The organism is Agromyces sp. GL_144 (assembly GCF_057834305.1).
The window spans coordinates 1,865,642-1,891,044 of sequence record NZ_CM174399.1 but is presented as its reverse complement, the minus strand read 5'-3'; the positions used below and the strand labels follow the sequence as shown (position 1 = coordinate 1,891,044).

The 25,403-nt window shown below is 71.6% G+C and carries 26 protein-coding genes; 9 read left to right on the top strand and 17 right to left on the bottom strand.

Features of this window, described 5'->3' with window-relative positions; genetic code table 11:
• Positions 1 to 23 precede the first annotated feature (23 nt).
• The 10 genes from AC3IPY_RS08500 to AC3IPY_RS08455 form a co-directional block, all read right to left on the bottom strand.
• Positions 24 to 1,001 carry a tyrosine recombinase XerC gene (locus AC3IPY_RS08500; protein ID WP_489188001.1) on the bottom strand — a complete coding sequence of 326 codons (978 nt, stop codon included), beginning with the start codon at positions 999 to 1,001 and terminating at the stop codon, positions 24 to 26.
• 84 nt (positions 1,002 to 1,085) lie between these two features.
• Positions 1,086 to 1,991 carry a phosphodiesterase gene (locus AC3IPY_RS08495; RefSeq protein WP_489187999.1) on the bottom strand — a complete coding sequence of 302 codons (906 nt, stop codon included), beginning with the start codon at positions 1,989 to 1,991 and terminating at the stop codon, positions 1,086 to 1,088.
• A 22-nt stretch (positions 1,992 to 2,013) separates the two neighbouring features.
• Positions 2,014 to 3,300, bottom strand: a complete 1,287-nt coding sequence (gene dprA / locus AC3IPY_RS08490) for a DNA-processing protein DprA (RefSeq protein ID WP_489187997.1) — start codon at positions 3,298 to 3,300, stop codon at positions 2,014 to 2,016.
• Positions 3,297 to 4,832, bottom strand: a complete 1,536-nt coding sequence (locus AC3IPY_RS08485) for a YifB family Mg chelatase-like AAA ATPase (protein ID WP_489187996.1) — start codon at positions 4,830 to 4,832, stop codon at positions 3,297 to 3,299. The genes dprA and AC3IPY_RS08485 overlap by 4 nt, the downstream gene beginning before the upstream one ends.
• A complete protein-coding gene (locus AC3IPY_RS08480; RefSeq protein WP_489187994.1) occupies positions 4,832 to 5,188 on the bottom strand; it encodes a YraN family protein in 357 nt (118 codons plus the stop codon). Before AC3IPY_RS08480 ends, AC3IPY_RS08485 begins: the two co-directional genes overlap by 1 nt.
• Positions 5,189 to 5,334: 146 nt before the next feature.
• Positions 5,335 to 5,658 carry a DUF2469 family protein gene (locus tag AC3IPY_RS08475; protein WP_156997674.1) on the bottom strand — a complete coding sequence of 108 codons (324 nt, stop codon included), beginning with the start codon at positions 5,656 to 5,658 and terminating at the stop codon, positions 5,335 to 5,337.
• Between the two features lie 5 nt (positions 5,659 to 5,663).
• Positions 5,664 to 6,365, bottom strand: a complete 702-nt coding sequence (rnhB, locus tag AC3IPY_RS08470; RefSeq protein ID WP_489187993.1) for a ribonuclease HII — start codon at positions 6,363 to 6,365, stop codon at positions 5,664 to 5,666.
• Position 6,366: 1 nt separating this feature from the next.
• Complete coding sequence (gene lepB / locus AC3IPY_RS08465; RefSeq protein WP_489187992.1) at positions 6,367 to 7,122, bottom strand: signal peptidase I; 756 nt, start codon at positions 7,120 to 7,122, stop codon at positions 6,367 to 6,369.
• Between the two features lie 91 nt (positions 7,123 to 7,213).
• Positions 7,214 to 7,561, bottom strand: coding sequence for a 50S ribosomal protein L19 (gene rplS / locus AC3IPY_RS08460; protein ID WP_055857282.1), 348 nt, complete (start codon positions 7,559 to 7,561; stop codon positions 7,214 to 7,216).
• A 263-nt stretch (positions 7,562 to 7,824) separates the two neighbouring features.
• Positions 7,825 to 8,343: a hypothetical protein gene (locus tag AC3IPY_RS08455; RefSeq protein WP_489187991.1), complete on the bottom strand. Its 519-nt coding sequence runs from the start codon at positions 8,341 to 8,343 to the stop codon at positions 7,825 to 7,827.
• An 87-nt stretch (positions 8,344 to 8,430) separates the two neighbouring features.
• Between AC3IPY_RS08455 and map the strand changes: the two genes are divergently transcribed.
• Positions 8,431 to 9,198, top strand: coding sequence for a type I methionyl aminopeptidase (gene map / locus AC3IPY_RS08450; protein WP_489187989.1), 768 nt, complete (start codon positions 8,431 to 8,433; stop codon positions 9,196 to 9,198).
• 18 nt (positions 9,199 to 9,216) lie between these two features.
• Here map and nirD read toward each other — a convergent pair whose 3' ends face one another.
• Entirely contained in the window at positions 9,217 to 9,573 is a 357-nt protein-coding gene (gene nirD, locus AC3IPY_RS08445; RefSeq protein ID WP_489187988.1) for a nitrite reductase small subunit NirD, read from the bottom strand.
• 201 nt (positions 9,574 to 9,774) lie between these two features.
• Between nirD and nirB the strand changes: the two genes are divergently transcribed.
• The 6 genes from nirB (at position 9,775) to AC3IPY_RS08415 (ending at position 19,639) form a co-directional block, all read left to right on the top strand.
• The gene (gene nirB, locus AC3IPY_RS08440; protein ID WP_489187987.1) at positions 9,775 to 12,384 is read left to right on the top strand and encodes a nitrite reductase large subunit NirB; all 2,610 of its coding nucleotides are present in this window, start codon (positions 9,775 to 9,777) and stop codon (positions 12,382 to 12,384) included.
• Positions 12,381 to 13,169: a uroporphyrinogen-III C-methyltransferase gene (cobA, locus tag AC3IPY_RS08435; RefSeq protein ID WP_489187986.1), complete on the top strand. Its 789-nt coding sequence runs from the start codon at positions 12,381 to 12,383 to the stop codon at positions 13,167 to 13,169. Before nirB ends, cobA begins: the two co-directional genes overlap by 4 nt.
• Entirely contained in the window at positions 13,166 to 14,296 is a 1,131-nt protein-coding gene (locus tag AC3IPY_RS08430; protein WP_489187985.1) for a uroporphyrinogen-III synthase, read from the top strand. The genes cobA and AC3IPY_RS08430 overlap by 4 nt, the downstream gene beginning before the upstream one ends.
• A 136-nt stretch (positions 14,297 to 14,432) precedes the next feature.
• Positions 14,433 to 15,848, top strand: coding sequence for an MFS transporter (locus AC3IPY_RS08425; protein ID WP_489187983.1), 1,416 nt, complete (start codon positions 14,433 to 14,435; stop codon positions 15,846 to 15,848).
• Between the two features lie 12 nt (positions 15,849 to 15,860).
• Complete coding sequence (locus AC3IPY_RS08420; protein ID WP_489187981.1) at positions 15,861 to 18,035, top strand: molybdopterin oxidoreductase family protein; 2,175 nt, start codon at positions 15,861 to 15,863, stop codon at positions 18,033 to 18,035.
• Positions 18,032 to 19,639, top strand: coding sequence for an NAD(P)/FAD-dependent oxidoreductase (locus tag AC3IPY_RS08415; protein ID WP_489187979.1), 1,608 nt, complete (start codon positions 18,032 to 18,034; stop codon positions 19,637 to 19,639). Before AC3IPY_RS08420 ends, AC3IPY_RS08415 begins: the two co-directional genes overlap by 4 nt.
• 57 nt (positions 19,640 to 19,696) lie before the next feature.
• Here AC3IPY_RS08415 and AC3IPY_RS08410 read toward each other — a convergent pair whose 3' ends face one another.
• The 5 genes from AC3IPY_RS08410 to rpsP all read right to left on the bottom strand — a co-directional run bounded on the left by AC3IPY_RS08410 (position 19,697) and on the right by rpsP (position 22,556).
• Entirely contained in the window at positions 19,697 to 20,458 is a 762-nt protein-coding gene (locus tag AC3IPY_RS08410) for a sirohydrochlorin chelatase (RefSeq protein WP_489187978.1), read from the bottom strand.
• 146 nt (positions 20,459 to 20,604) lie between these two features.
• Positions 20,605 to 21,294, bottom strand: coding sequence for a tRNA (guanosine(37)-N1)-methyltransferase TrmD (gene trmD, locus AC3IPY_RS08405; RefSeq protein ID WP_489187977.1), 690 nt, complete (start codon positions 21,292 to 21,294; stop codon positions 20,605 to 20,607).
• Positions 21,295 to 21,304: 10 nt separating this feature from the next.
• A complete protein-coding gene (gene rimM / locus AC3IPY_RS08400) occupies positions 21,305 to 21,904 on the bottom strand; it encodes a ribosome maturation factor RimM (protein ID WP_489187975.1) in 600 nt (199 codons plus the stop codon).
• Between the two features lies 1 nt (position 21,905).
• Entirely contained in the window at positions 21,906 to 22,142 is a 237-nt protein-coding gene (locus tag AC3IPY_RS08395; RefSeq protein ID WP_056651189.1) for an RNA-binding protein, read from the bottom strand.
• A gap of 3 nt (positions 22,143 to 22,145) precedes the next feature.
• Positions 22,146 to 22,556 (bottom strand): 30S ribosomal protein S16, encoded by a 411-nt coding sequence (rpsP, locus tag AC3IPY_RS08390; protein ID WP_156997659.1) that lies wholly within the window; start codon positions 22,554 to 22,556, stop codon positions 22,146 to 22,148.
• 234 nt (positions 22,557 to 22,790) lie between these two features.
• Here rpsP and AC3IPY_RS08385 point away from each other — a divergent pair, with 234 nt between their 5' ends.
• Together AC3IPY_RS08385 and AC3IPY_RS08380 are read left to right on the top strand one after the other, a co-directional pair.
• Positions 22,791 to 23,732, top strand: coding sequence for an ornithine cyclodeaminase family protein (locus AC3IPY_RS08385; protein WP_489187972.1), 942 nt, complete (start codon positions 22,791 to 22,793; stop codon positions 23,730 to 23,732).
• Positions 23,729 to 24,715, top strand: coding sequence for a proline racemase family protein (locus AC3IPY_RS08380; protein ID WP_489187971.1), 987 nt, complete (start codon positions 23,729 to 23,731; stop codon positions 24,713 to 24,715). Before AC3IPY_RS08385 ends, AC3IPY_RS08380 begins: the two co-directional genes overlap by 4 nt.
• An 18-nt stretch (positions 24,716 to 24,733) precedes the next feature.
• Here AC3IPY_RS08380 and AC3IPY_RS08375 read toward each other — a convergent pair whose 3' ends face one another.
• Entirely contained in the window at positions 24,734 to 25,396 is a 663-nt protein-coding gene (locus AC3IPY_RS08375; RefSeq protein ID WP_489187969.1) for a GntR family transcriptional regulator, read from the bottom strand.
• Positions 25,397 to 25,403 lie beyond the last annotated feature (7 nt).

Sequence of the window (25,403 nt, the reverse complement as noted above, 5' to 3'; positions counted from 1 at the left end):
GCCGACGTTCGATGCGTTCCCGCTCACGCCCGTGGATGCGCCGTGCGATAGCTCTGCTTGAGCCGTTCGGCCGAGACGTGGGTGTAGATCTGCGTCGTTCCGAGACTCGCGTGCCCCAGGAATTCCTGCACTGCGCGCAGATCCGCTCCGCCATCGAGCAGGTGGGTCGCGGCCGTGTGCCGCAGGGCGTGCGGCCCGCTCGGCCCGGTGCCCGGCATCTGCTCGAGCAGCGAAGCGACGAGTCGGTACACGCTGCGCACCCCCATGCGGCCCCCGCGCGCGCCGAGGAACACCGGCCCCGCTGCATCCGTCGCCTCGATCCGCGCATGCGGGCTCGACCGCTCGGGCGTCGAGGCGACCTCGGCCGACACGGCCTGCGCGGACGCGAGCATCGACGGTCGCGCCCGCTCGAGATAACGGTCGATCGTCCGCGCAGCCGGGGCACCATAGGGAACCACGCGCTCCTTGCCGCCCTTGCCGACGACCCGCACGGTGCGGCGACGGCGATCGACATGCTCGACGTCGAGGCCGACGAGTTCCGAGACGCGCAGCGCCGAGGCGTACAGCAGTTCGATGATCGCGACGTCCCGCTCGGCCATCGGGTCCTCGCCGGTGCATCGCGCCTCGAGGCGCGCGATGGCCTCCTCCATCGCAGGCTGGGCGACGACCCGCGGCAGGGTTCGCTGCGCGCGAGGCGCCTTGAGGCGGGCCCCCGCATCGATGCCGACCGCCCCGCTGCGGGCGAGCCACGCGGTGAAGCCGCGGGCGGATGCCGCGCGCCTGGCGATGCTCGATCGTGCGAGCCCGCGTTCGGTCGATGCCCAGAGCCAGTCGCGCAGCACCTCGAGGTCGATGCCGGAGACCGAGGTGATGCCCCGCCCCTCGGCGTGGTCGAGCAGGTCGGCGAGATCGGCGCCGTATGCCGCGACCGTGTGCTGCGAGTACCCGCGTTCGGTTCTCACATGCGTCAGGTAGTCGGCCAGCACGGCGTCGAGGTCCACGGCTCCAGCCTGCCGTGCCCCACCGTCACCGGGCCGAGGACGCGCCCGGCCGGCGGATTCCCCGCCGATGCGCTGCCGGTCGTTTCAGTCCGGCTTGCGCGAGAACCGCTCGAGACGCTGCTCGGGTGCGAGGAGCTCGAGCTCCTCGAGAAAGCGGGCGTCGATGCGGGAGACCTCCGCATTCGCCCCGATCGGCACCACCGAGGTCGTCATGGCATCGTCGTAGACGTGCACGAGCGTGAAGGACCTCCCGCCGTCGACGCCGACGAGTGATCGGGTCGAGGCCGAGGCGTCGATCGTGTAGGCGGTCGCGCCCGCCACGGCCACCGGGATGCCGGCGAAGGTGCCGTTGGTCGCGTAGTGGAGGTGCCCGCCGAGGATCATCCGCACGTCGCGGTCGCGCACGATCTCGGCGAACTCGGCCTGATGGCGGAGCTCGAGCACGTCCATGAGCGTCACGGGCGTCGGGATCGGCGCGTGGTGCAGGGCGAGCACGGTGCCGCGCTCGGCCGGTTCGGCCAGCAGCCCGTCGAGCCAGTCGAGGGTTCGCTCGTCGAGATCGCCGTGGTGGTACCCCGGCACGGTCGAGTCGAGCGCCACGATGCGCAGACCGTCGACGTCGACGACGTGGTTCACGGGCGTGTCGTCGGCGGCGCCCTCCACGTCGAGCAGCGCTGCACGGAAGGCGGCACGCTCGTCGTGATTGCCCATCACCCAGACGAGACGGGCCCCGGCGGCGTCGGCGAGCGGCTCGAGCACGGCGCGAACGCGCCCGTACGCGTCGGGCTCGCCGAGGTCGGCCACGTCACCGGTGACGACGATGGCGTCCAGCGCGGATCCCATGCTCGCGAGCCGCTCCGCGGTCTGCGCGAGCGCGATCACGGTGTCGGCGACGCCGCCCAGCCTCCGTCCGCCCGAGAGCAGGTGCGTGTCGCTGAGATGCGCGATCACCTGCTGCGCCGCGGGATACCTGCCGAGCTGAACCGCCATGTCGTGACCTCCCGCCGAAAGCCTACGACCGCCGCCGCCGGATCCACCCGTCGCCCCGCCAGGCGACGACGCCATCGAGTTCGAGTGGACCGAGCACGGACATCACGTCGGTCGCGGGCAGCCCGCTGCGCTGCGCGAGGTCGGCGACCTGACGAGGCGATCGCGTGCTGAGCGCGTCGAGCACGCGGACCGTCTCGGGGCTCTCGCCCTCGACGGTCTCGAACAGCGTCGGTCCATGTCCCTGCCCGGCGGGCGGCGCCCCGCCCGCGAGTTCGAGCACCTGATCGGCGTCGACGACGCAGACGGCGTCGTACTCGCGCAGGAGGCGATGGCACCCGGCCGAGGCGGGGCTCGTCACCTGCCCCGGCAGCGCGCCGAGCGGCCGGCCGAGCGCGGAAGCGTGTCCTGCGGTGTTCAGCGAACCGCTGCGCGTGCCCGCCTCGAGGACGACGGTCGCATCGCTCGCCGCGGCGATCAGCCGATTGCGCTGGAGGAACCGCCATTTCGTCGGCGATGCGCCGCACGGCAGTTCGGAGACCACGGCACCGGTCTCGACGATGCGCTGGAGGAGCGAGTCGTGCCCCATCGGATAGAAGCGGTCGATGCCGCCCGCAAGGTAGGCCACCGTCGTGCCGTGGCTGGCGAGCGCGGCCCGATGGGCCATGCCGTCGATGCCGTAGGCACCGCCGGAGACGATCGTGCAGCCGCGATCGACGAGCCCGGCCGAGATCTCCATGGTCATGTGCTCGCCGTACCCGGTGGCCGCCCGAGCGCCGACGAGGGCGATGGATCGCCCGCCGCTCCAGAGCGCGTCCGGTCGCCCGCGCACCCAGAGCCCGATCGGCGCGTGCACGCCGAGGTCGTCGACGCCGCGCGGCCAGTCCCGGTCGCTCGGCACGAGGAACACCGCACCGACCCGGTGCGCCTGCGCCAGACCGCGCACGAACGCACCCGGCTCGATGCGGGGCGCCCAACGTGCGATGCCGGTCTCGGCCTCCTTGATCGTGATCGCCTCGCCTCCGTCGGCCGCGTCGCCGACGAGTTGCTCGGCGCTCGCACGGCCGAGGATCAGCTCCGCCGCCGGCTCCGCGCCCAGTGCGGCGATCAACCGACCCAGCACACCGTCGCCGGGCTCGGCGAGGGTGCCGAGCACCGCCCTCGCGAGCGCTTCGCTCTGCCGGTCCTCGTCGCCGGCAGGCGCCATGGGAGCGGATGCCGCGGCGTGCGCAGCGGCCGCATCCGCCGCCGTTCGCACGAGCGCGAACTCCCGTCGCCACTGGACGAAGGCTCGTCGGATGAGGCCGCTCATCGCGCGATGCCCTGTCGGAAGTACAGCGCCCGCCCGATGTGGGCGGTGCTCGGCGTCTCGGCACCGGCGAGGTCGGCGAGCGTCCACGCGACCTTCAAGACCTTGTCGTAGCCCCGCATCGTGATGCTGCCGCGCTCGAACGATCGATCGAGATCGGCCGTGATGCGGCCACCCGGGTGCAGGCCGCCTGCCCCGCGCAGCCACGGGCCGGGCACCTCGGCGTTGGTTCTCCACGGCGTGCCTCGCAACCGCTGCGAGGCCCTCGCGCGCGCGGCCACGACCCGACGACGCGCATCGGCCGTCGACAGGCCCGGGCGTTCGCGAGCGACGCGAAGGCTCGCCGGCGAGAGCCTCGGCACCTTCAACTGCAGGTCGATGCGATCGAGCAGCGGCCCTGAGATGCGTGCGAGGTAGCGTCGACGGGAGTTGGGAGGGCAGGTGCACTCGCTCGTGCCCTCGTTGCCGCATGGGCAGGGGTTCGCCGCGATCACGAGTTGGAACCGCGCCGGGAACGAGGCGATCGCGTTCGCGCGGTGGATGCTGATGGTGCCCGATTCGAGTGGCTGCCTGAGCACGTCGAGGACGGCAGCGGGGAACTCCGGCGCCTCGTCGAGGAAGAGCACGCCGTGCGAGGCCCGCGCGGCGGCGCCCGGCCGGATCAGGCGACTGCCGCCGCCGACCATCGCCGCAGCGGTCGCGGTGTGATGCGGGGCCTCGAAGGGCGGCCGGAGCGAGAGCCCGGAGCTCACCGCCCGACCCGCGAGCGAGCGCAGGCAGGACACCTCGAGTGCGGCGTCCGAGTCGAGGTCGGGCAGGATGCCCGGCAGCCGGGAGGCGAGCATCGTCTTGCCTGCGCCGGGCGGCCCGATCATCGAGAGATGGTGCCCGCCCGCGGCGGCCACGAGCAGCGCTTCGACCGCGTCGTCGTTGCCGGCGACGTCGGCGAGGTCGCCGGCCACGACGTCGGCGGCGCCCTGCCCCGCGACCTGCGGGACCGGCTCGACCTCGCGCACCTCGTATCGGCCGCCGTGCCGGATCGCGGCCTCGAGCAGGGAGGCGACGCCGACGACCTCGACGCCGGGCACGAGCGAGGCCTCCCCGGCATTGGCATGCGGGACCATGACCGTGGTGAAGCCCGCCCGCGATGCGGCCAGCACGGCGGGGAGGATGCCGTCGATCGGACGCAGGCGTCCGTCGAGCCCGAGCTCGCCGAGATGCACGACGCTCGCGACCGAGCTGACGGAGAGGTCGCCCGCGGCCGCGAGGCAGGCCATCGCCACGGCCAGGTCGAAGCCGGAACCGTGCTTGGGGAGCGCGGCGGGCGAGAGGTTGACCGTGAGCTTGCGCTGGGGCAACGGACAACCGGCGTTCATGGCGGCGGCCCGAACCCGCTCGCGGGCCTCGGCGAGGGCGGCGTCGGGTAGGCCGATGATCGAGAAGCCCGGAAGCTGCGCCGAGAGGTCGGCCTCGACCTCGACCATCGACCCGGTCAGCCCGAGGAGGGCGACGGCGTACGTTCTCGCGACGGGCATCAGCTGATGCCTTCGAGGTGCTCGATGAGCGCGGGCGCCTCGGTCGGGGCGAGCACGGCGACGGCGTCGATGCGGATGCGCACCGTCGGACTCTCGGTCGCCTCGCACCAGGCGATCGCGAGACGACGCATGCGCGCGAGCTTGATCGGGGTGATCGCCTCGAACGGATGCCCGAAGTCATGCGATGTGCGCGTCTTCACTTCGACGAAGACCGTCGCATCGCCGTCGCGCGCGATGATGTCGATCTCGCCGAGCCGACACCGCCAGTTGCGTTCGATCACGCGCAGTCCGCGGGCTTCGAGATGCTCGACCGCGAGTTCTTCGCCTCGTCGTCCGAGTTCAGCATTGTGGGCCACCAGCACCACCTCCGCGACCAGCGTGCCGGTGCGACGAGGCCGAACCCGGGCTGGAGCGCGAGCGCGGGTCAGTCGCCGCCGGATTCCGTCTGGTGAGGACGAGTCGCGATCGAGACGAGCGGGAGGACCGCCCCGGCGAATGCCGGCTACTCGTCGAGCGCGAGTTCTTTCGGCAGCTCGAACTCGCGCGTGGCGAGCTCTTCGACGTTGACGTCCTTGAAGGTCAGCACGCGGACCGACTTCACGAACCGGTCGGCACGGTAGACGTCCCAGACCCAGACGTCTTTCATCGTCAGCTCGAAGTAGAAGTCGTGCTCGGTGTCGCGACGCACGAGTTCGACCTCGTTCGCGAGGTAGAAGCGGCGTTCCGTCTCGACCACGTACTTGAACTGCGTGACGATGTCGCGGTACTCGCGGTACAGGGCCAGCTCGACCTCGCGGTCGTAGTCTTCGAACTCGTCGTCATCCATCGGATTCATCCTACGCCGAGGTCGAAGAGCGCGGGCATCGGAGCGGCCGGCTGCTTGAGCCAGGTGCGACGGTGCAGGCCGCTCGGGCCGTGCTCGGCGATCGCGGCGAAATGGGCTCGGCTCGAGTACCCCTTGTTCTCGTTCCACGCGTACAGCGGGATCTCGGCGTGGGCGCGGTGCATGCCCCCGTCGCGGTGCACCTTGGCGAGCACGGATGCCGCGGCCACCGAGGCGCAGTCGCGGTCGGCCTTGATGCGCGTGGTGACCCTGACCCGGTTCTCGATCGCGCGGCTCAGCCAATCGTGGTTTCCGTCGAGGAGCAGCGGTGCGTCGACGAGTTCGTGCGAGGTGCCCGCCGCGTCTTCGGCTTCGGAGAGGACGGCGAAGGCGCGGGCGCCGGCGAGCCCGAGACAGGCCATGATGCCGAGTTCGTCGATCTCGGCCGCGCTCGCCTCGCCGACCGCCCAGCGTCGCACCCACGCCCCGGCGCGGGGGGCCATGGCCTCGCGCCTCGGCTCGGTCATGAGCTTGGAGTCGCGAAGCCCGGCGGGCATGCGGCGAACGGATGCATCGATGAGCACGAGTCCGACCGCGACGGGCCCTGCGAGCGCGCCCCGCCCGACCTCGTCGCAGGCGAGGACGACGGATGCGCCGGAGTCGAAGAACTCGCGTTCGACCCGCAGGTTCGGCACGACGGACGGTGCCATCTCAGTCGCCGCCTTCAGCCGCCTCGCCGACGCCCGCGAAGGTGTCGGGGTAGTTGCCGAGCCAGGTCCAGTGCGACACCGGCCAGCTCACCACGAAGGCCCGGCCGACGACGTTCTCGATGGGCACGAAGCCCTTGAGCGGCGTGTCGGCGTTGTAGCGGGAGTCCTTCGAGTTGTATCGGTTGTCGCCCATGACCCAGAGCGACCCGTCGGGGACGACCTCGTCGAAGTCGTCGCGGGACACCTTGGTGTCGCCGGCGGGGAGCACCACGTAGGGCTCGTCGAGCGGAATGCCGTTGACGCTCATCTGACCGAGTGCGTTGCAGCACGTCACGTGGTCGCCCGGCAACCCGATGACCCGCTTCACGAGATGGTCGTTGGAGTCGGGCGCCGAGAGACCGACGAACGCGAGGAACCAGTCGACGGCCGCCACGAGCGGCGGCTGCTGCACCTCGGCGCGCGCGGGGAGCCATCCGCCGGGGTCCTTGAACACGACGACGTCGCCGCGTTCGAGGGGCGTGATCTCGGGCACGAGCTGGTTCACGATGATGCGGTCGTCTTTGACGAGCGTCATCTCCATCGATTCGGACGGGATGAAGAACGACCGGATCAGGAAGGTCTTGATGAGGAACGAGACCAGCACGGCCACCACGAAGATGACGAGCAGATCTCTCAGGAAGAGCAGGGCCCCTCGTTGCCGACGGTTCGCCGATGCACCCTCGCGATCCGTGCGCGTGGTGCCGATGTCTTCTGTCATTTAACCGCCTGAGCTCCTCACCCCAAGTGTAGGGGTGAGGAGCTCAGGTCGATGGCCACGGGTCGTGCGACGCGCGGGCCGCGATGCCGGATCAGGCGTCGCGCTTCTCCTTGATCTTGGCCTTCTTGCCGCGGAGCTTGCGCAGGTAGTAGAGCTTCGCGCGACGCACGTCACCGCGGGTGACGACCTCGATGTGGTCGATGACCGGGGAGTGCACCGGGAACTTGCGCTCGACGCCGACCTGGAAGCTGACCTTGCGGACCGTGAAGGTCTCGCGGACGCCTTCGCCCGAACGGCCGATGACGACGCCCTGGAACACCTGGATACGCGAGCGCGTGCCTTCGATGATGTTGACGTGCACCTTGACGGTGTCGCCCGCGCGGAAGTCGGGGACGTCCGACCGCAGGCTCGCAGCGTCGACGTGGTCGAGGATGTGCATGATGGTTCGCTCTCTGCGCCCGCAACCGGTCGAACGCGGATCTGTGAATGGAAGTGTCTGGTGCCGCCCGCGCGATCACTCGCGCTGTGCATGCTCCCCGGAGGCAGAGTCCCGCGGCGGCACAATCCTCTATTGTGCCATGCCAGGGCCGTCGCGCCAAAGCGACGAGCTCGGGCGACGACCCGGGGCGATGAACCGAGTCGGAACCGGCAGCGCGAGCGGATGTCGCGACCGCGCGTACGCCGGCCTGCGCCACCCGTCCGTCACGGCCGGTCTCGGTGCTCCTCGACGACGATGACCTCGCCGATGTCGAAGGGCGCCTGGGACGACGGCGCCTGCGGCGCGGCGCCCGGCCGGCCGATCGGCGCGCCGGCCTGCGCCGCACGCTCGTACTCGGCCATCGTCTCCTGCATGCGCCTGGCGCCGTCGCGGACGAGCTGCACGATCGCGTACCAGAAGGCGACCAGGGCGAGCGCGATCGACAGGAAGGCGAAGGACGCCATCGAGGGGCCGGAGAACCCGAACCCGATGATCGCGGCGTGCCAGGCGCCGAGCACGCCGACGTCGCCCCAGGAGACGGCGCGCTGCTCGCGCACGCTCGGCCGCATCGAGGTCAGCAGGGCGATGATCGCGAGCGAGATGAAGGTCACCGGCACCGTGATGACCAGGCCCAGCGTGCCCCAGCCGCCGTCGCCGAACACGGCCCAGCCGACCGCCAGCCAGATCGGCAGCACGATCGTGGCCGCCTGGATCCATCGGAAGAAGATGCGCCGGAAGAGCATGTCGACAGCGTAACGCGGCGACCCCGTGCGCGCGCCGGGTGTTCACTCAGGGCTGAGCAGGGAGAATGGACGGTGGAGAGGATGAGCGTGATCGAACTGAGGACCCCCGCCGAGATCGACGAGATGCGGGCAGCCGGGCGATTCGTCGCCGGTGTCATCGAGGCGACGTCGAAGGCCGCGGCCGTCGGCGTGAACCTGTTGGAGCTCGATGCGCTCGCGCACGAGATGATCCGCGAGGCGGGCGCCGAGAGCTGCTACATCGACTACCACCCCTCGTTCGGCGCCAGCCCGTTCGGCAAGGTCATCTGCACCTCGGTCAACGACGCCGTGCTGCACGGGCTCCCCCGCGACTACCGGCTGCGCGACGGCGACCTGCTGAGCCTCGACTTCGCCGCCTCGGTCGACGGCTGGGTCTCCGACTCGGCGATCTCGATCGTGGTCGGCACCCCGCGCGACGAGGACCTGCGGCTCATCGACACCACTCGGCGGGCACTCGACGCCGGCATCGCGGCCGCCCGCCCCGGCAATCGCATCGGCGACATCTCCCGTGCCATCGCGGATGTCGCGAAGGCCGAGGGCTACTCGATCAACACGGACTTCGGGGGCCACGGGGTCGGCCGCACCATGCACGGCGACCCGCACATCCCGAACAACGGCCGCCCGGGGCGCGGACTCCCGCTGAAGCCCGGACTCGTCGTCGCGATCGAGCCGTGGCTGCTCGAGACCACCGACCGCATCTTCACCGATCCCGACGGCTGGACCCTCCGCAGCGCCGACGGCTCGAGGGGTGCGCACTCCGAGCACACCATCGCGGTCACCGACGGCGACCCCATCGTGCTCACGAAGCGCGGCTGAGCCGAGGCATCCGCTCGCTCAGGCGTCGAGGTCGAGCTCGACCTCGACGACCCCGTCGACGACGCGTGCCCGGTACGTGCGCAACGAGAGGGAGCCGTCCGTGAAGCACTCGCCGGTCGCGAGGTCGTAGACCTCCTTGTGCAGGGGCGACGCGATCGTCGGCCGATCACCGCGTGATCCCGTGATGCCCCTGGCCATGACGGGGGCGCGCGCGTGCGGGTCCTCGTGGTCGACGGCGTACACCTCGTCGCCCGCGATGCGCACGAGCGCCACCTGCCGCCCGCCCAGCAGCGCGACCTCGCCCCAGCCCGGCTCGAGGTCGCGCACCTCGCAGGCGCGGATCCAGAGGGTCGTCGTCTCGATGGTCATGCTCATGGCGCACTCCTCGTCTCTGCCTGCTCCGACGCTATGGGCGGGGTGTTTCCCCCGGGGTGCGGCTCGTGTTTCCCGGGCGTGAAACTCCCCTCACACCGCCGATACCAGCGCGTGCGCTCCGGTACAAGTGCGGTTACCCCGACGTAACAGGGTGGAAACGGCCCGGTCGTACGCTCGCAGCAATCGAGCCACGGAGGACCCATGACCGAGACCGACCTCGCCCGCGGTGCGGAACGCCGGATCGTCATCGTCGGCGGTGGCCCGGCGGCCCACCGCCTCGCCGACAGCCTGCACGCCCGCGACGCCGAGCGCACGGTGCACGTCACCGTCGTCGGCGACGAGCCGCACCGACCCTACGACCGCGTCGCGCTCAGCACGCGGCTGGCCGACGGCGACGCCGACCTGACCCTGGAGCCGACCTCGATGTGGGACGAGGGGCGGGTGCGACTGGTCACCGGCGAGCGCGTCACGGCGATCGATGCGACCCGTCGCATCGCGACGACCTCCACGGGCACCGAACTCGTGTGGGACGACCTCGTGCTCGCGACCGGCTCGAGCGCGCCCGTGCCCGACATCCCCGGGGCGGCGAGCGCACGCGTCTACCGCACCATCGAGGACGTCGACAACCTGGTGGCCGAGGCGCGCGGGCTCGCACTCCACCACGGCCGCCCGGCCCGCGTCGTCGTGGCCGGCGGCGGGCTGCTCGGGCTCGAGGCCGCCGGCGGACTCGCGAAGCTCGGCGCGCAGGTCGCGGTCGTGCACTCGGGCGGATGGCTCATGTCGGCGCAGCTCGACGAGGGTGCCGGCCGGGCGCTCGGCCGCATCATCTCGGGCCAGGGCATCGGCCTGCACCTCGGCGCCCGTCCGTCGGCGATCCGCGTCGACGACGACGTCGTCACGGCGGTCGAGCTCACGAACCAGCGGGTCATCGAGGCCGATCTCGTGATCTTCGCGATCGGCATCAGCCCGCGCGACGAACTGGCGCGCGACCTCGGCCTCGAGCTCGGACCGCGCGGCGGCGTGGCGATCGACACGGCCTGCGCGTCGTCGTCGCCGAACATCTGGGCGATCGGCGAGGTGGCCAGCTTCGAGGGCCGGTGCACCGGACTCGTGGCCCCGGCGAACGCGATGGCCGAGGTCGTCGCCGACCGGCTGCTCGGCGGGGCGGCCGAGTTCACGAGCGTCGACGACGCGACCAAGCTGAAGCTCTCGGGTGTCGACGTGGCGAGCTTCGGCGATGCCCTGGCACGCACCGAGCAGGCGCTCGAGATCGTCTACGCCGACCCCGCACGCGGGCTGTACCAGAAGCTCGTCATGACCGATGATGCGAAGACCCTGCTCGGCGGCATCTTCGTCGGCGACGCGTCTCCGTACGCATCGCTTCGCCCGATGCTCGGCATGCAGCTCTCGTCGGAGCCTGCGGCCTACCTCTCGGCGTCGGGCATGGAGGCGCCCGCGGGTGACGAGCTCCCGGCATCCGCCCTGGTGTGCGCCTGCAACAACGTGACGGCCGGCACGATCCGCGAGGCGGTGAACGGCGACGAGCACGCCGAGGGCTGCACCGAGCTCGGCGCGCTGAAGACCTGTACGCGCGCCGGCACGCAGTGCGGGTCGTGCGTGCCGCTCGTGAAGAAGCTCATGGAGACCGAGCTGACCAAGGCCGGCATCACGCCCTCGCGGGCCCTCTGCGAGCATTTCCAACTCTCGCGGCAGGAGCTCTTCGAGTCGATCCGCGTGCTCGAGCTCACCTCGTTCGACGAGATCGTCGCGCGGCTCGGCACGGGCCGCGGATGCGACGTGTGCAAGCCCGTCGTCGGCTCGATCCTCGCGACGCAGCACGGCTCGTACATCCTCGACGGCGGACGCGGCGGCCTCCAGGACACCAACGACCGCGCCATGGCGAACATGCAGAAGGACGGCACCTACTCGGTGGTCCCCCGCATCCCGGCCGGTGAGATCACGCCCGAGAAGCTCGCGGTCATCGCCCAGGTCGCGACCGACTACGGGCTCTACACGAAGATCACGGGCGGGCAGCGCATCGACCTGTTCGGCGCCCGTCTCGACCAGTTGCCCGACATCTGGAAGCGACTCGTCGACGCCGGCTTCGAATCGGGACAGGCGTACGGCAAGGCCCTGCGCAACGTGAAGAGCTGCGTCGGCTCGACGTGGTGCCGCTTCGGCGTGCAGGACTCCGTCGCGATGGCCGTGCAGCTCGAGCTGCGCTACCGCGGCCTGCGCTCGCCGCACAAGCTCAAGTTCGGCGTCTCGGGATGCGCGCGCGAATGCGCGGAGGCGCGGGGCAAGGACGTCGGCGTGATCGCGACCGACCTGGGCTGGAACATGTACGTCGGCGGCAACGGCGGCTTCCAGCCGGCGCATGCCCGGTTGCTCGCGAGCGACCTCGACGACGAGACGCTGCTGAAGTACATCGACCGCTACATCATGTACTACGTGCGCACGGCCGACCGGCTGCAGCGCACGGCCCGGTGGATCGAGGACATCGACGGAGGCCTCGACCACGTGCGCGACGTCGTCGTGCACGACTCGCTCGGCCTCGCCGAGGAGCTCGAACAGGCGGTCGAGCGGCACGTCGGCTCCTACGAGGACGAGTGGGCGGCGACGCTCGCCGACCCCGAGCGGCTGCGACGTTTCCGCTCGTTCGTGAACGCCCCCGACGTGCCCGATCCGTCGGTCGCCCGGGTGCCCGATCAGCGCGGCCAGCTGCGTCCGGCGACGTTCGAGGAGCGCGAGCGCGGCGAAGCGGTGCTCATCTCCGGCGCGTCGATCCCGGTCCGCGGGGTGGACGCATGACCGGCGCTGCGACCGGCCGCGTCACGCTCGTCGGCGGCGGCCCCGGCCGCGAAGACCTGATGACGGTCGCCGCGGTGCGCGCCCTCCGCGAGGCCGACGTCGTGCTCTACGATCGGCTCGCCCCGCACGACCGGCTCGACGAACTCGCACCCGATGCGCTCCTCGTCGATGTCGGCAAGCATCCAGGACACCACGCCATCCCGCAGCACGAGATCGAGGCGCTGCTCGTCGAGCACGCCCTCGAGGGCGACCGGGTCGTGCGGCTCAAGGGCGGCGACCCCTACGTGCTCGGCCGCGGCGGCGAGGAGGTGCTCGCCTGCCACCGGGCAGGCGTGCCGGTCGAGGTCGTCCCGGGCGTGACGAGCGCCATCTCGGTGCCGGCCGCCGCGGGCATCCCGCTCACGCACCGCGGCATCAGCCACCTGTTCACCGTGGTCTCGGGCCACGCTCCGCTCAGCGCGACCGAACTCGAACACCTGGCCGGCCTCGGCGGCACGATCGTGGTGCTCATGGGCGTGAACACGCTCCCGTCGCTCACCGCCGGGCTCGCCCGGGCCGGCATGACCGAGCGGATGCCGGTCGCGATCATCGAGCGCGGATACACGGCCGGCCAGCGCACGACCATCGGCGAGCTCGCCGACATCGTGACGACGGCCGGGCGCGCCCGCGTGTCCTCGCCCGCGGTCGTGGTCATCGGCGAGGTCGTGCGGCTCGCCCACGACGGCGACTCGAGCGCCGCCGAGCTCATGGACCGCGCGGCCGGATTCTCGGCGGTGGCCGGGTGAGCGACCTCCTCGAGTGCGCGCCCGGGTTCCGCGCCGATCAGCTCGCGGGCTTCCGCATCGGCGTCACGAGCGATCGGCGATCGGCCGACCTCATCGACGCCCTCGCCAGGCGCGGCGCGACGGTGATCCACGCCCCGACGCTGCGCATGACGAACGCCCTGTCGGACGATCCCGTCATCGCCGACACCCGTGCGATCATCGACGCCCGCCCCGATGTGCTGCTCGCGACGACCGCCTACGGCATCCGCCGCTGGTTCGAGGTCGCGGATGCCGCGGGGCTCGGTGAAGACCTCGTCGAGGCCCTGGCCGACACGGCGATCCTCGTGCGAGGGCCGAAGGCGCGCGGCGGCATCCGGGCGGCAGGGCTCAACGACGTCGGCATGAGCGCGCAGGAGACGACCGAGTCGCTCATCGACGAGGTACTCGCGAACTACCCCGCCGGGCTCACGGTCGCCGTGCAGCTGCACGGGTTCCTCGAGACCTCCCAGCTCCGACGGCTGAGCGACGCCCACGACCTCGTGCTCACCGTCGCGCCGTACCGCTGGGTCGAGATCGACGAGTCCGACGACCGCGTCGAACGGCTCATCGAGTCGGCATGCACCGGCGGCCTCGACGCCATCACCTTCACGAGCGCCCCGGCCGTGCACGCGCTCTTCGGCGCCGCCGAGGCGATGGGACGCTACGACGACCTCGTCGACGCGATGTGCGGCCCGGTCGTCGCGGCGGCGGTCGGGCCCGTCACGGCGCTCCCGCTCGTCGCGGCGGGCATCGAGCCGATCCAGCCCGAGCGCTACCGCATGGGGGCGCTCATCCGGCTCGTCTGCGAGCATCTCGAGACGAATCGGGTCGTGCGGCTCGAGACGCGCCACGGCCCGCTCGCACTCCGCGGGTCGATCGTCGACGTGGCCGACCGCCGGGTCTCGCTCGCGCCGGTCGCGCTCATGATCCTGCGCTCGCTCGTGCTCGCGCGCGGGTCGGTTGTGGCCCGCGACCGGCTGGCGGCCGGCCTGCCGGGGACGAACGACGAGCATGCGCTCGAGGTCGCCCTCAGTCGCCTCCGCCAGACCCTCGCCGTGCCCGGCCTCATCGCCACGGTCGTGAAGCGGGGGTACCGCATCGACGTGTGAGCACCGCCTCACATCGTCGGCATCGACGGGTGAGCAGGTGGAGACGCAGGGTTTACGGCCGGACCGATCCGCAGAAACACGACCTCAATAGCTTCGATTCGAAGGATCCACTCGTGATCGAACCCCGGAGGCCCCGATGACCCAGACCGTGAGCACCGCTCCCCCCGCGACATCCGACGCACCCGAGACATCCGCAGCATCGACCGCGACGGTGGCGGCGCCGCTCACGATGCGGCCGGGTCGTTGGATCGACGGATGGGACGCCGAGAACGCCGAGCAGTGGCGGGCGCAGGGCCGCGCGATCGCCCGTCGCAACCTCGACTGGTCGATCTTCGCCGAGTTCCTCGGTTTCGTCGTGTGGCAGCTCTGGAGCATCGTCGCGGTCACGCTGCCGGCCGCCGGCTTCGACCTGAGCACGGGCGAGATCTTCTGGCTCATCTCCATCCCGAGCCTGGTCGGCGCGACCCTGCGCATCCCGTACTCGTTCCTCGTGCCGAAGTTCGGCGGGCGCAACTGGACCGTCATCTCCGCGGGTCTGCTTCTGGCACCGACCATCGCGATGGTGCTCTGCGTCGCCAATCCCGAGACGCCGTTCCCGGTGCTGCTCGCCGCGGCGGCGCTCGCGGGCTTCGGCGGCGGCAACTTCGCCAGCTCGATGTCGAACATCACCTTCTTCTATCCCCAGCGCGAGAAGGGCTGGGCGCTCGGCCTGAACGCAGCGGGCGGCAACCTCGGGGCGTCGGTCGCCCAGTTCGTCGTGCCGATCGTGATCACGATCGGCGCGGGCGCGACGCTCAACCTGCCGGTGGCGGGCTGGATCTGGATCCCGTTCATCCTCGTCGCGATGCTCGGCGCAGCCCGCTGCATGAACAACCTCTCCAATGCGAAGGCCGACTTCTCGGGCTCGGCGGCGGCGCTCCGGGAGCCGCATCTCTGGCTGCTCTCGCTGCTCTACATCGGCACCTTCGGCTCGTTCATCGGCTTCGCGAGCGTGTTCCCGAAGCTCATCGCCGACCAGTTCCCCGAGTTCTCCTCGATCGCGGTCGGCGGCGCCTCGGTGTCGCTCGCGTTCCTCGGCGCGCTCGTCGGTTCGCTGGCCCGTCCGTACGGGGGCCGGCTCTCCGACCGCTTCGGCGGAGCCCGCATCACGATGCTCGCCTTCGCATCGATGGCCCTCATCACGGTGGCCGTGCTGCTCACGCTCCAGTTCGGCAGCTTCTGGCTCTTCCTCGGACTCTTCCTCCTGCTCTTCGCCTCGGCCGGCATCGGCAACGGCTCGACGTACCGCATGGTGCCCATCGTGTTCGCGATCCGCGGCGGCGGCACGGGCGACGTCTCGACGCAGCGCAAGGCCGCCGCGGCGCTCGGCCTCATCTCGGCCATCGGCGCCTACGGCGGGTTCCTCATCCCGCAGGCGCTGAACCTCTCCTTCCAGTCAACCGGCACGTACGCCGCCGCGTTCATCGGGTTCATCGCCGCCTACGTCCTGCTGCTCGCGCTCACCTGGGCCGTGTACGTGCGCTCGGGCGAGCTCGGCGCCCACAAGATCTGAATCGAGACCGGCTTGACGCGATCCGCCGACACCCACTGCCCGTACTGCGCACTGCAGTGCGCGATGACCCTGACCCCGACGGATGCCGCGACCGATCGCACGATCGACCGGGCGTACGATCCGGGGGCGGATGCCGCGGGCACGCCCGTGACCGTCACCGGCCGGGACTTCCCGACGAACCGGGGCGGGCTGTGCAAGAAGGGCTGGACGTCGGCGGAGCTGCTGAGGGCGCCGTCCCGTCTCGGCGCCCCGCACGTGCGGGGCGCCGACGGCGCGCTCCACGAGGCCTCGTGGGATGAGGCGCTCGACCTGATCGCGACCTCGCTCCGCGGCATCCGCTCGCAGTACGGCGCCGACGCCGTCGGCGTGTTCGGGGGCGGCGGCCTCACGAACGAGAAGGCCTACCTGCTCGGCAAGTTCGCCAGGCTCGCGCTCGGCACGAGCCGCATCGACTACAACGGCCGGTACTGCATGTCCTCGGCCGCGGCCGCCGGCAACCGGGCGTTCGGCGTCGACCGCGGGCTGCCGTTCCCCCTCGAGGACCTCGACGGCGCCTCGACGATCCTCCTGCTCGGCACGAACGTCGCCGAGACGATGCCGCCGTTCATCGGGCATCTCGCAGGAGCCCAGGCCGCGGGCGGCCTCGTGGTCGTCGACCCGCGCCGCACGGCCACCGCGAGGCTCGCCGACGACGGCAGGGGCCTTCACGTGCAGCCCGTGCCCGGCACGGACCTGCCGTTGCTGCTCGGCCTGATCCACGTCGTCATCGCCGAACGGCTCGTGGACCTCGACTACGTGCAGGCCCGCACGGTCGGGTTCGAGCGGGTGCGCCGCAGCGTCGCCGCCTGGTGGCCCGAGCGCGTGCAGTCGGTCACCGGCGTCGCCGCGCTCACGCTGAAGCGCCTCGCCCGCCGGCTCGCCTCCGGAGACGGCACGTACATCCTCACCGGACGCGGTGTCGAGCAGCACGTGGACGGCACCGACACCGCGACGGCCGCGATCAACCTCGCGCTGCTCCTCGGGCTGCCCGGCCGTGTCGGCAGCGGCTACGGCACGCTCACGGGGCAGGGCAACGGGCAGGGCGGTCGCGAGCACGGGCAGAAATGCGACCAGCTGCCCGGCTACCGCAAGATCGTCGACCCCGAGGCGCGCGCGCACGTCGCCCGGGTATGGGGCGTGCACCCCGACGTCATCCCCGGACCGGGCGTTCCCGCGATCGAGTTGCTGGGCATGCTCGGCGCATCGGGCGGCGTGCGCGCGCTCATGGTGCACGGATCGAACCTCGTGGTCAGCTCCCCCAACGTGCGCGAGGTGCGGGCCGGGCTCGAGCGCCTCGACCTGCTCGTCGTCTGCGACTTCTTCCTCTCCGAGACCGCCGCCCTGGCCGACGTCGTGCTACCGATCACGCAGTGGGCCGAGGAGGAGGGCACGATGACCTCGCTCGAGGGCCGCGTCATCCGCCGCCGACGCGCCCTCACGCCGCCGGCCGGCGTGCGCGACGAGCTCTGGATCCTGCACGAGCTGGCCGAGCGGCTCGGCTGCACGGCCGCCTTCGAGACCGACCCCGAGGCCGTCTTCGAAGAGCTGCGTCTCGCCTCCGAGGGCGGCATCGCCGACTACTCGGGCATCGACTACGCCATGCTCGACCGCGGGGATGCCGCGTACTGGCCGTATCCGCGCGGCAGCGCCGGCACGCCGCGCCTGTTCGCCGACCACTTCGCGCACCCCGACGGGCTCGCACGACTCGTGCCGGTCGCGGTGCGCGAGTCGGCACGCCCCGCGCCCGTCGGCGAGGAGATCACCCTCATCACCGGACGCCTGCTCGAGCATTACCAGAGCGGCGCGCAGACCCGCCGCGTGCCCGAGCTGCTCGCGGCACAGCCCGAGGTCGTCGCCTCGCTGCATCCGGCGACGGGCCTGCGGCTCGGCATCGACGACGGCGACCGGGTCGAGCTCGTCAACCGCCGTGGAACGGTTCGCTGCCGAGCACGACTGAGTCCCGACATCCGCCCCGACGCCGTGTTCCTGCCCTTCCACTACGGCGACGCGCAGGCCGCCAACCTGCTCACCTCCGACGCCGTCGACCCGATCTCGGCGATGCCGGAGTTCAAGACGAACGTGGTCGCCATCCGTCGCGTGCCCGTCACCCCACCGCTGCGCGTCGCAGAGACCGGAGTCCCCGCATGAGCCCGCTGAAGGTCGTCCTCGTGGGATACGGCCCGGTCGGCGCCCGCTTCGTCGAGGAGCTGCTGCCCGGCGTGCGCACCGGTGCCGTCGCGCTCACCGTGCTCGCCGGCGAGGACGTCGAGGCCTACAACCGCGTGCTCGTCGCGGAGTACGCGGTCGGCAACACCGACCTCGAGTCGATGCTCGTCGGCGACCGCGAGTCGGCCGAGGAGGCCGGCGCCCGCGTGCTGCTCGGCGTCGATGTGACCGCGGTCGACCGCGTCGCGCGAACGGTCGCGCTGAGCACGGGCGAATCGCTCCCCTACGACCGGCTGGTGCTCGCCACCGGCTCGCGCGCGAACGCGCCGACCCTCGACGGCATCGAACGCAACCGCCGCGACCTCGCCTCGCTCGAGAAGCACGGCGCACAGCTCATCGCGCGCGACGACCGCCTACCCGCCGGCATCACCGCGCTCCGCGACCTCGCCGACGCCGAACGCGTGCTCGAGGCCGTGCAGGGGCGCAAGCGCATCATCGTGCTCGGCGCCGGCGTGCTGGGTCTCGAACTCGCACTGGCGGCCGCCCACGCGGGCGCGCAGGTCTGCGTCGTGCACCACGGCCCCCACCCGATGCCGCGCAACCTCGATCGAGGCGGCGGGCAGGTGCTGCGCTCCGCACTGCGGCGCACCGGCATCCAGGTCATCGCGCACAGTCGCGCGGAGGCCGTCGCCTTCCGCACGGCCGACGACGGCGATCGCCGCTTCGACATGCTCGTGACCGCTGACGGCAAGCAGATCAGGGGCGACCTGCTCGTGCTCTCCTGCGGCGTGAGTCCGCGGACCGAGCTCGCCCTGCTCGCCGGCCTGCGCACGGCGTCCGGCATCGTCGTGCACCCGACCCTCGCGTCATGGACCGACCCGGCGATCTTCGCCATCGGCGATTGCGCGCAGGTCGTCGAGCGCACGGAGGAACTCGCGGGCCGGCGCACGCTGCCCGGCACGCCCTCGGGGCTCATCGCCCCCGGATGGCGTCAGGCCGCGTGGCTGGCCGGCGCCTTCCTCGACGAAGCGGTCGAGCGCCCGACCACGATGCCGCCGCCCACCGAGCGAGAGGCGCTCGTGATGCTGAAGGCCGAGCACATCGACGTCGTCGCCGTCGGTGACATCTCCGGCGACCCGTTCGACGACGACGCGCTGCACCCTCGGCGCAGGGTCTCGCAGTGGGCGGATCCCGAGCACCTCCGCTACGTCAAGATGGTCACCGAAGACGGCGCGCTGACCGGATTCGTCAGTGTCGGGATGCCCCGCACCGCGGCCGAACTCACGCTGCTGTTCGAGCGGGGCGGCGAGCTGCCCGCCGACCGGTCGCTGCTGCTGCGCTTCGACGGGCCCGACTACGATCCGACCGCCGACGCGGATGCGTTCGCGCCGGCCACGACGGTGTGCTGGTGCAACGCGGTGACCGTCGGCCGCATCGAGGAGTCGGCGGCCTGCGGCAACACGACCGTCGAATGCATCGGGCGCGACACGCGCGCCGGCACGGGGTGCGGCGGATGTCGCGGGCGCATCGCCGAGGTCCTGGCGCGGGTCGCCGACCCGGACGGCGAGCCGACGCTCACGGTGTGAGTGGGGCGGGCTCGCGGCATCCGCCGCACCCTGCTCGGCAAGAGTTGCGTGCGGCGATCAGGCGAAGCGCAGGCGATCGGAGGCGACGGCCGCATAGCGATCGAGCACCACGTCGACCAGCCCCTGCGGCACTGGTCGCCCCTCGGCGATGAGCGGTGCCGCCACGACCTCGGCGCCCACGGCCATCACGGCGTCGTAGAACGCACCGGGTGCCAACAGGTAGGCGGCGATCACGACGCGAGTGCCCGGGTGCACCTCGCGGATCATCTCGATCGCGTCGGGCAGCCGCGGGATCGCCGCCGCGATGAAGCCGACGGTGACCGAACGCCCGAGCCGATGCCCCAGGCGGCGGGCCGTCTCGAAGCATTCGCGCACGGCCCGCGGGTCGTTGGAGCCCGCCGCGGCGAGCAGCACCTGGTCGCCGGGTTCCAGCCCGGCCTCGGCGAGTCGGTCGGCGAGGACGCCGACGATGCGGTCATCGGGGCCGAGCTCCCCCGCGAGGCGCTCGGCCGCGCCGATGCGCTCGAGCCCGAACGAGAGTCCGGTGCGCACGTGGTACCCCGCGGAGAGCGTCAGCGGCACGATCACGCTGTCGACGTCGGCCGCGTCGGCGACGGCGGCCGCGACATCCGCGGTGCTCGCGTCCACGAAGCTGATGGTCACCTCGCGTCCGCCGGCGGACTCGGTCACCCGGTCGACGAGGCGTGCCACCGCCTGCCGATTGGCCGCGGACGGCGCACCGTGCGTCACCGCGACGAGTCGCACGGCAGCGCCGTCGACGAGTTCGGTCGGACGGTTGACGCCACTCGACCCGGCCATGGTGCAACCCGCGCTTCCCGGCGGGTCTCAGCCGCCGGTTTCGACGTTATGCACGGCGTGTTTCGGCATCGGCACCCGACTGTTTCGGGAAGGTGAAGAACACCTCACGCCGAGTGATGCGAAGCGCGGGCCCGGCGTCGGGCGGCTCAGTCGTCGAGCAGCTCGGGGCGCACGCGACGCGTGCGCTCGAGCTGCTGCTCGCGACGCCACGCGGCGACGGCGCCGTGATTGCCCGAGAGCAGCACGGGCGGCACCTCGAGCTCGCGCCACACGGCGGGCTTGGTGTAGCTCGGATACTCGAGCAGGCCGTCTTCGTGCGATTCCTCGACGAGGCTCTCTGGGTTGCCGACGACGCCGGGCACCAGACGCCCCGCCGCCTCGATCATGGCCATGACGGCGACCTCGCCGCCGTTCAGCACGTAGTCGCCGAGGCTGATGAGTCGCACGCGCATGCGCGTGACGTAGTGGTCGGTCACGCGCTGGTCGATGCCCTCGTAGCGCCCGCAGGCGAACACCAGCTGCCGCTCGGCGGCGAGTTCGCGGGCCACGGCCTGCGTGAACGGCTCACCCGCCGGCGAGGGCACCACGAGCAGGGCGCCGGATGCCCCGGGGCCGACGATCGAGTCGATCGCCTCGCCCCAGGGCTCGGGCTTCATGACCATGCCGGCGCCCCCGCCGTACGGGGTGTCGTCGACCGTGCGGTGACGGTCGTGCGTGAAGGTGCGCAGGTCGTGCGTCGCCACCTCGATGATGCCCGCCTGCCTGGCCTTGCCGAGCAGGGAGATGTCGAGCACCGAGAAGAACTCGGGGAAGATCGTGACGATGTCGATGCGCACCGGGTGCTGCCTATTCGTTCGGGGCGTCCGAAGGACGCTCGGCCGCGGCATCCGCCGTCTCGGCCTCGGCGTCGTCGACGTCCTCGAAGAGTCCGGCCGGCGGCGTGACGCGCACGACGCCCGCGGCCACGTCGACCTCCGGCACGATCGCCGACACGAACGGAACCATGACCTCGCGGCCGGCCGACTTCACGATCAGCAGGTCCTGGGCCGGGAAGTGGTCGACCCGCACGACCTCGCCGACCTTCTCGCCGTCGCGGAGGACCGAAAGGCCGACGAGCTGGTGGTCGTACCAGGCATCGGGCTCGGCCTCCTCTTGGTCGACGTTCTCGACCCAGAGGATCGCCTTCAGCAGGCCCTCTGCAGCGGTGCGGTCGTCGACGCCGTCGAAGAACCCGACGGGGATCGCGTTGTACCAGCGCAGTTCGCGGAGCACGAGGTGCCTGCCGTGCCACGGCGACGAGGCCGGAACCTGCAGCGAGAACTCGGCGCCCGGCACGAACCGGCGCTCGGGATCGTCGGTGTAGAGCTCGAGCTTGATGGCGCCCTTGAGGCCGTGCGCCTTCGTGAGGCGACCGACCCGGAGCTGGGTTCTGGGAGCGTCGGACACGTCAGTCGTCGGTGTCGACGACGTCGACGCGAACGCGGCGGCCGTCGGCGAGTGCGGTGACGAGCGTGCGGAGCGCCTTCGCGGTGCGGCCGGCCCGGCCGATCACGCGACCGAGGTCCTCGGGGTTCACATGAACCTCGAGGACCTCGCCGCGTGCGCTCGACGCGGAGACGACCTTCACGTCGTCAGGGTGATCGACGATCCCCTTGACGAGGTGCTCGAGCGCGGACTGGAGCAAGACCTACGCCTCGTCCGTCGACGCCTCGGCGGCCTCGGCCTCTTCGGCCTTCGGCGCGGGCTTCTCGGTCTTGGGCTTCAGCACCGGCTTCTTCTTCTCGTCGGCGACGAAGGCGGCCTTGGGCTCGGCGACCTGCACGGTCGAGACCGCGTCCTTGTCGCCCTTGAACTTGCCCCAGTCACCGGTCAGCTTGAGGATGGCCGCGACCTGCTCGGTCGGCTGCGCGCCGACGGAGAGCCAGTACTGCGCACGCTCGGAGTCGACCTGGATGAACGAGGGGGTCTCGGTGGGGTGGTACTTGCCGATCTCCTCGATGACGCGACCGTCGCGCTTGGTGCGCGAGTCGGCCACGACGATGCGGTAGTACGGCGCACGGATCTTGCCGAGACGCTTGAGACGGATCTTGACAGCCACAATTCTCCTGAAATGTTATGAGGTGGGCGAACTGACAGCCGTGAGCGTGGGGTGCACACTCGGCGGAAGCTCTGAGTGGATCTGTGCGCCGGATAGAGGGTCGGGCGCAACAGAACTCGACTGACCATTCTTGCAGATTCCCCGCAGAAACGGGAATCGTCCTGCTGGTCCGGCTCGAACCTTGCGCCACCGGCGATACGTGACATATTACGCACTACCTCTACGATGTGTTCCATGCGCGGAATCTTCGACACGCTCCGAATCCTCGACGGCCCGGCCATCGCCGAACACGTCACCATGCGCTCGGCCGTCGACGCGCTGCAACGGGTGCTCGTCGACGGCTTCCGCCCCGAGGACGACCCGATGCGGTCGGTCGTCGACGTGCGGCACGGGCAGCTGCTACTCATGCCGTCGGACCTCGGCGTCCTCGCCGGCCAGAAGCTCGCGACGGTCGCACCTGGCAACCCGGCGCGCGGTCTCGAGCGCATCCAGGCCGTCTACATCGTGCTCGACGCGGTGACGCTCGCCCCCGTCGCGCTGCTCGACGGGACGGAGCTGACGAACCTGCGCACCCCGGCGATGTCGGCCGCCGTCGTCGACATGGTCGCCCCTGCGGACGCCACCTCCCTCGTCGTCTTCGGCACGGGACCGCAGGGTGTGCGGCACGTCGAGGCGATGCGCGCCATCCGCCCGGTCGAACGGGTCCGGTTCATCGGCAGGGATCGGGCGAAGGCCGAACGCGTGGCCGAACTCGTCGCCGCGAACGGCGTCGATGCCTCGGTCGGCACGGCGGCGGACGTCTCGCACGCCGACCTCCTCGTCTGCGCCACGACCGCCCGCGAACCGCTGTTCGATGCGTCGCTCGTGCGCGACCGCGCCGTGGTCGTCGCCGTCGGCTCGCACGAGCCGGAGGCCCGCGAGCTGCCGGGGGCGCTCCTCGGTCGTGCGCAGGTGATCGTCGAGTCCGAGCAGGTGGCGCTCACCGAGGCCGGCGACATCATCCTGGCCATCGCCGAGGGGCGTCTCTCCCCCGAGGCGCTCATCCCGATGGCGACGCTGTTCGACGGCGGCCGGCCCGAGGCATCCGGCCGGCCCGTCGTGATCAAGACCTGCGGCATGGGCTGGCAGGACCTGGTCGTCGCCCAGGTCGCCCTGACGAACGAGGTGAGCGCATGATGCGCTGGAAGACCGAGGACTGGCACACGGCGGGCGAGCCGTTCCGGATCGTGCTCGACGCACCGACCCGGGGTGGCACCGTCGCCGACCGACGAGTCGAGGCGATGACCGGACCCGCCGACGCCGTGCGACGCTTCCTCTGCCTGGAGCCCAGGGGTCATGACGACATGTACGGCGGGTTCATCACGCCGCCAGACGACGACGGGGCCGACTTCGGCGTGCTGTTCTGGCACAAGGACGGCTTCTCGACGGCGTGCGGGCACGGCACCATGGCGCTCGGCGCCTGGGCGGTGCAGACGGGCCGCGTCGCCGCACCGGACGACGGCGAGGCGCTCGTCACGATCGACGTGCCGAGCGGACGGGTTCAGGCTCGCGTGCAGCGCACGGGCGGCCGCACGACCGGGGTCGTCTTCCGCAACGTGGAGTCGCGCGTGCTCGCCACGGGCGTCCACCTCTCGACGAGCCGGGGCGACGTCGACGTCGACCTCGTCTTCGGCGGCGCGGTGTACGCGACCCTGTCGGCCGCGTCGCTCGGCCTCGCCGTGACCGCGACCGACACGACCGAGCTCATCCGCATCGGCCGCGAGATCAAGTGGGCACTGAACGACCACCCGGCCGCCCGGCTCTCCGACGACCGCCTGTCGGGCGTCTACGGCACGATCCTCTTCGACGACCTCGGCCGCACCGTCGACGGCCCGCACCAGCGCAACGTGACGGTCTTCGCCGACGGCGAGGTGGACCGCAGCCCGTGCGGCTCCCGCACGGCCTCGCGGGTCGCTCTGCTCGCGCACACGGGCGAGCTCGCCGACGGCGAGGTGCTCACGCACGACTCGATCATCGGCACGACGTTCCTCGCCCGGATCGCCGAGCGCACCGTCGACGGCGTCGTGCCGGAGGTCGCCGGCGAGGCGTACCGCGTCGGCAGTTGCGAGTTCGAACTCGACCCGGGCGACCCGCTCGCCGAGGGGTTCAGCCTGCGGTGAGCCGCGAACGGACGGGGCTCAGTCCTCGTCCTCGCCGCTCCAGAGGCCGCCGACGTGACCGATGTGCCGGGCCATCAGCTCGGCCGCCGCCTCGCCCCGGCCCGCGGTCAGCAGGTCGACGAGCTCGGCGTGCTCGAGTCCGGACTCGGTCAGGGCGCCCCGCTCGGCGAGCTCGACGAGGCCCGTGAGCCGGGTCTGCCGGCGGAGCTCGGCCACGAGTGAGACGAGGACCTGGTTGCCGGTGAGCCCGAGCAGCGTCAGGTGGAACGTAGTGTCGGCCTCGAGGTAGTCCTGGAACCGCCCGTCGTCACCGGCGCGCACGATCTCGGCGGCGAGCGCCCGAAGCTGCTCCGCGGCCGCCTGCGGCACCTGGCCCGCGAGCGGTCGCATCGGCGGCACCTCGAGCAGGAGACGCACCTCGCGCAGCTGACGCAGCTCCGAGAGCGACACCTCGGTGACCCGGAAGCCGCGATTGCGCATGGGGGCCAGGAAGCCCCTCCGGGCCAGGTCGAGCATGGCCTCGCGCACGGGCGTGGCGCTGACGCCGAACTCCAGGGCCATCGTGGGCACGGTGAGCACGGCGCCGGGCTCGTACTCGCCGGCGATGATGCGCGAGGACATCGCGCGTTCGACCTGTTCGCGCAGGCTGACGACCGTCGCCAGCAACGACGAATCACCCATGCATGCT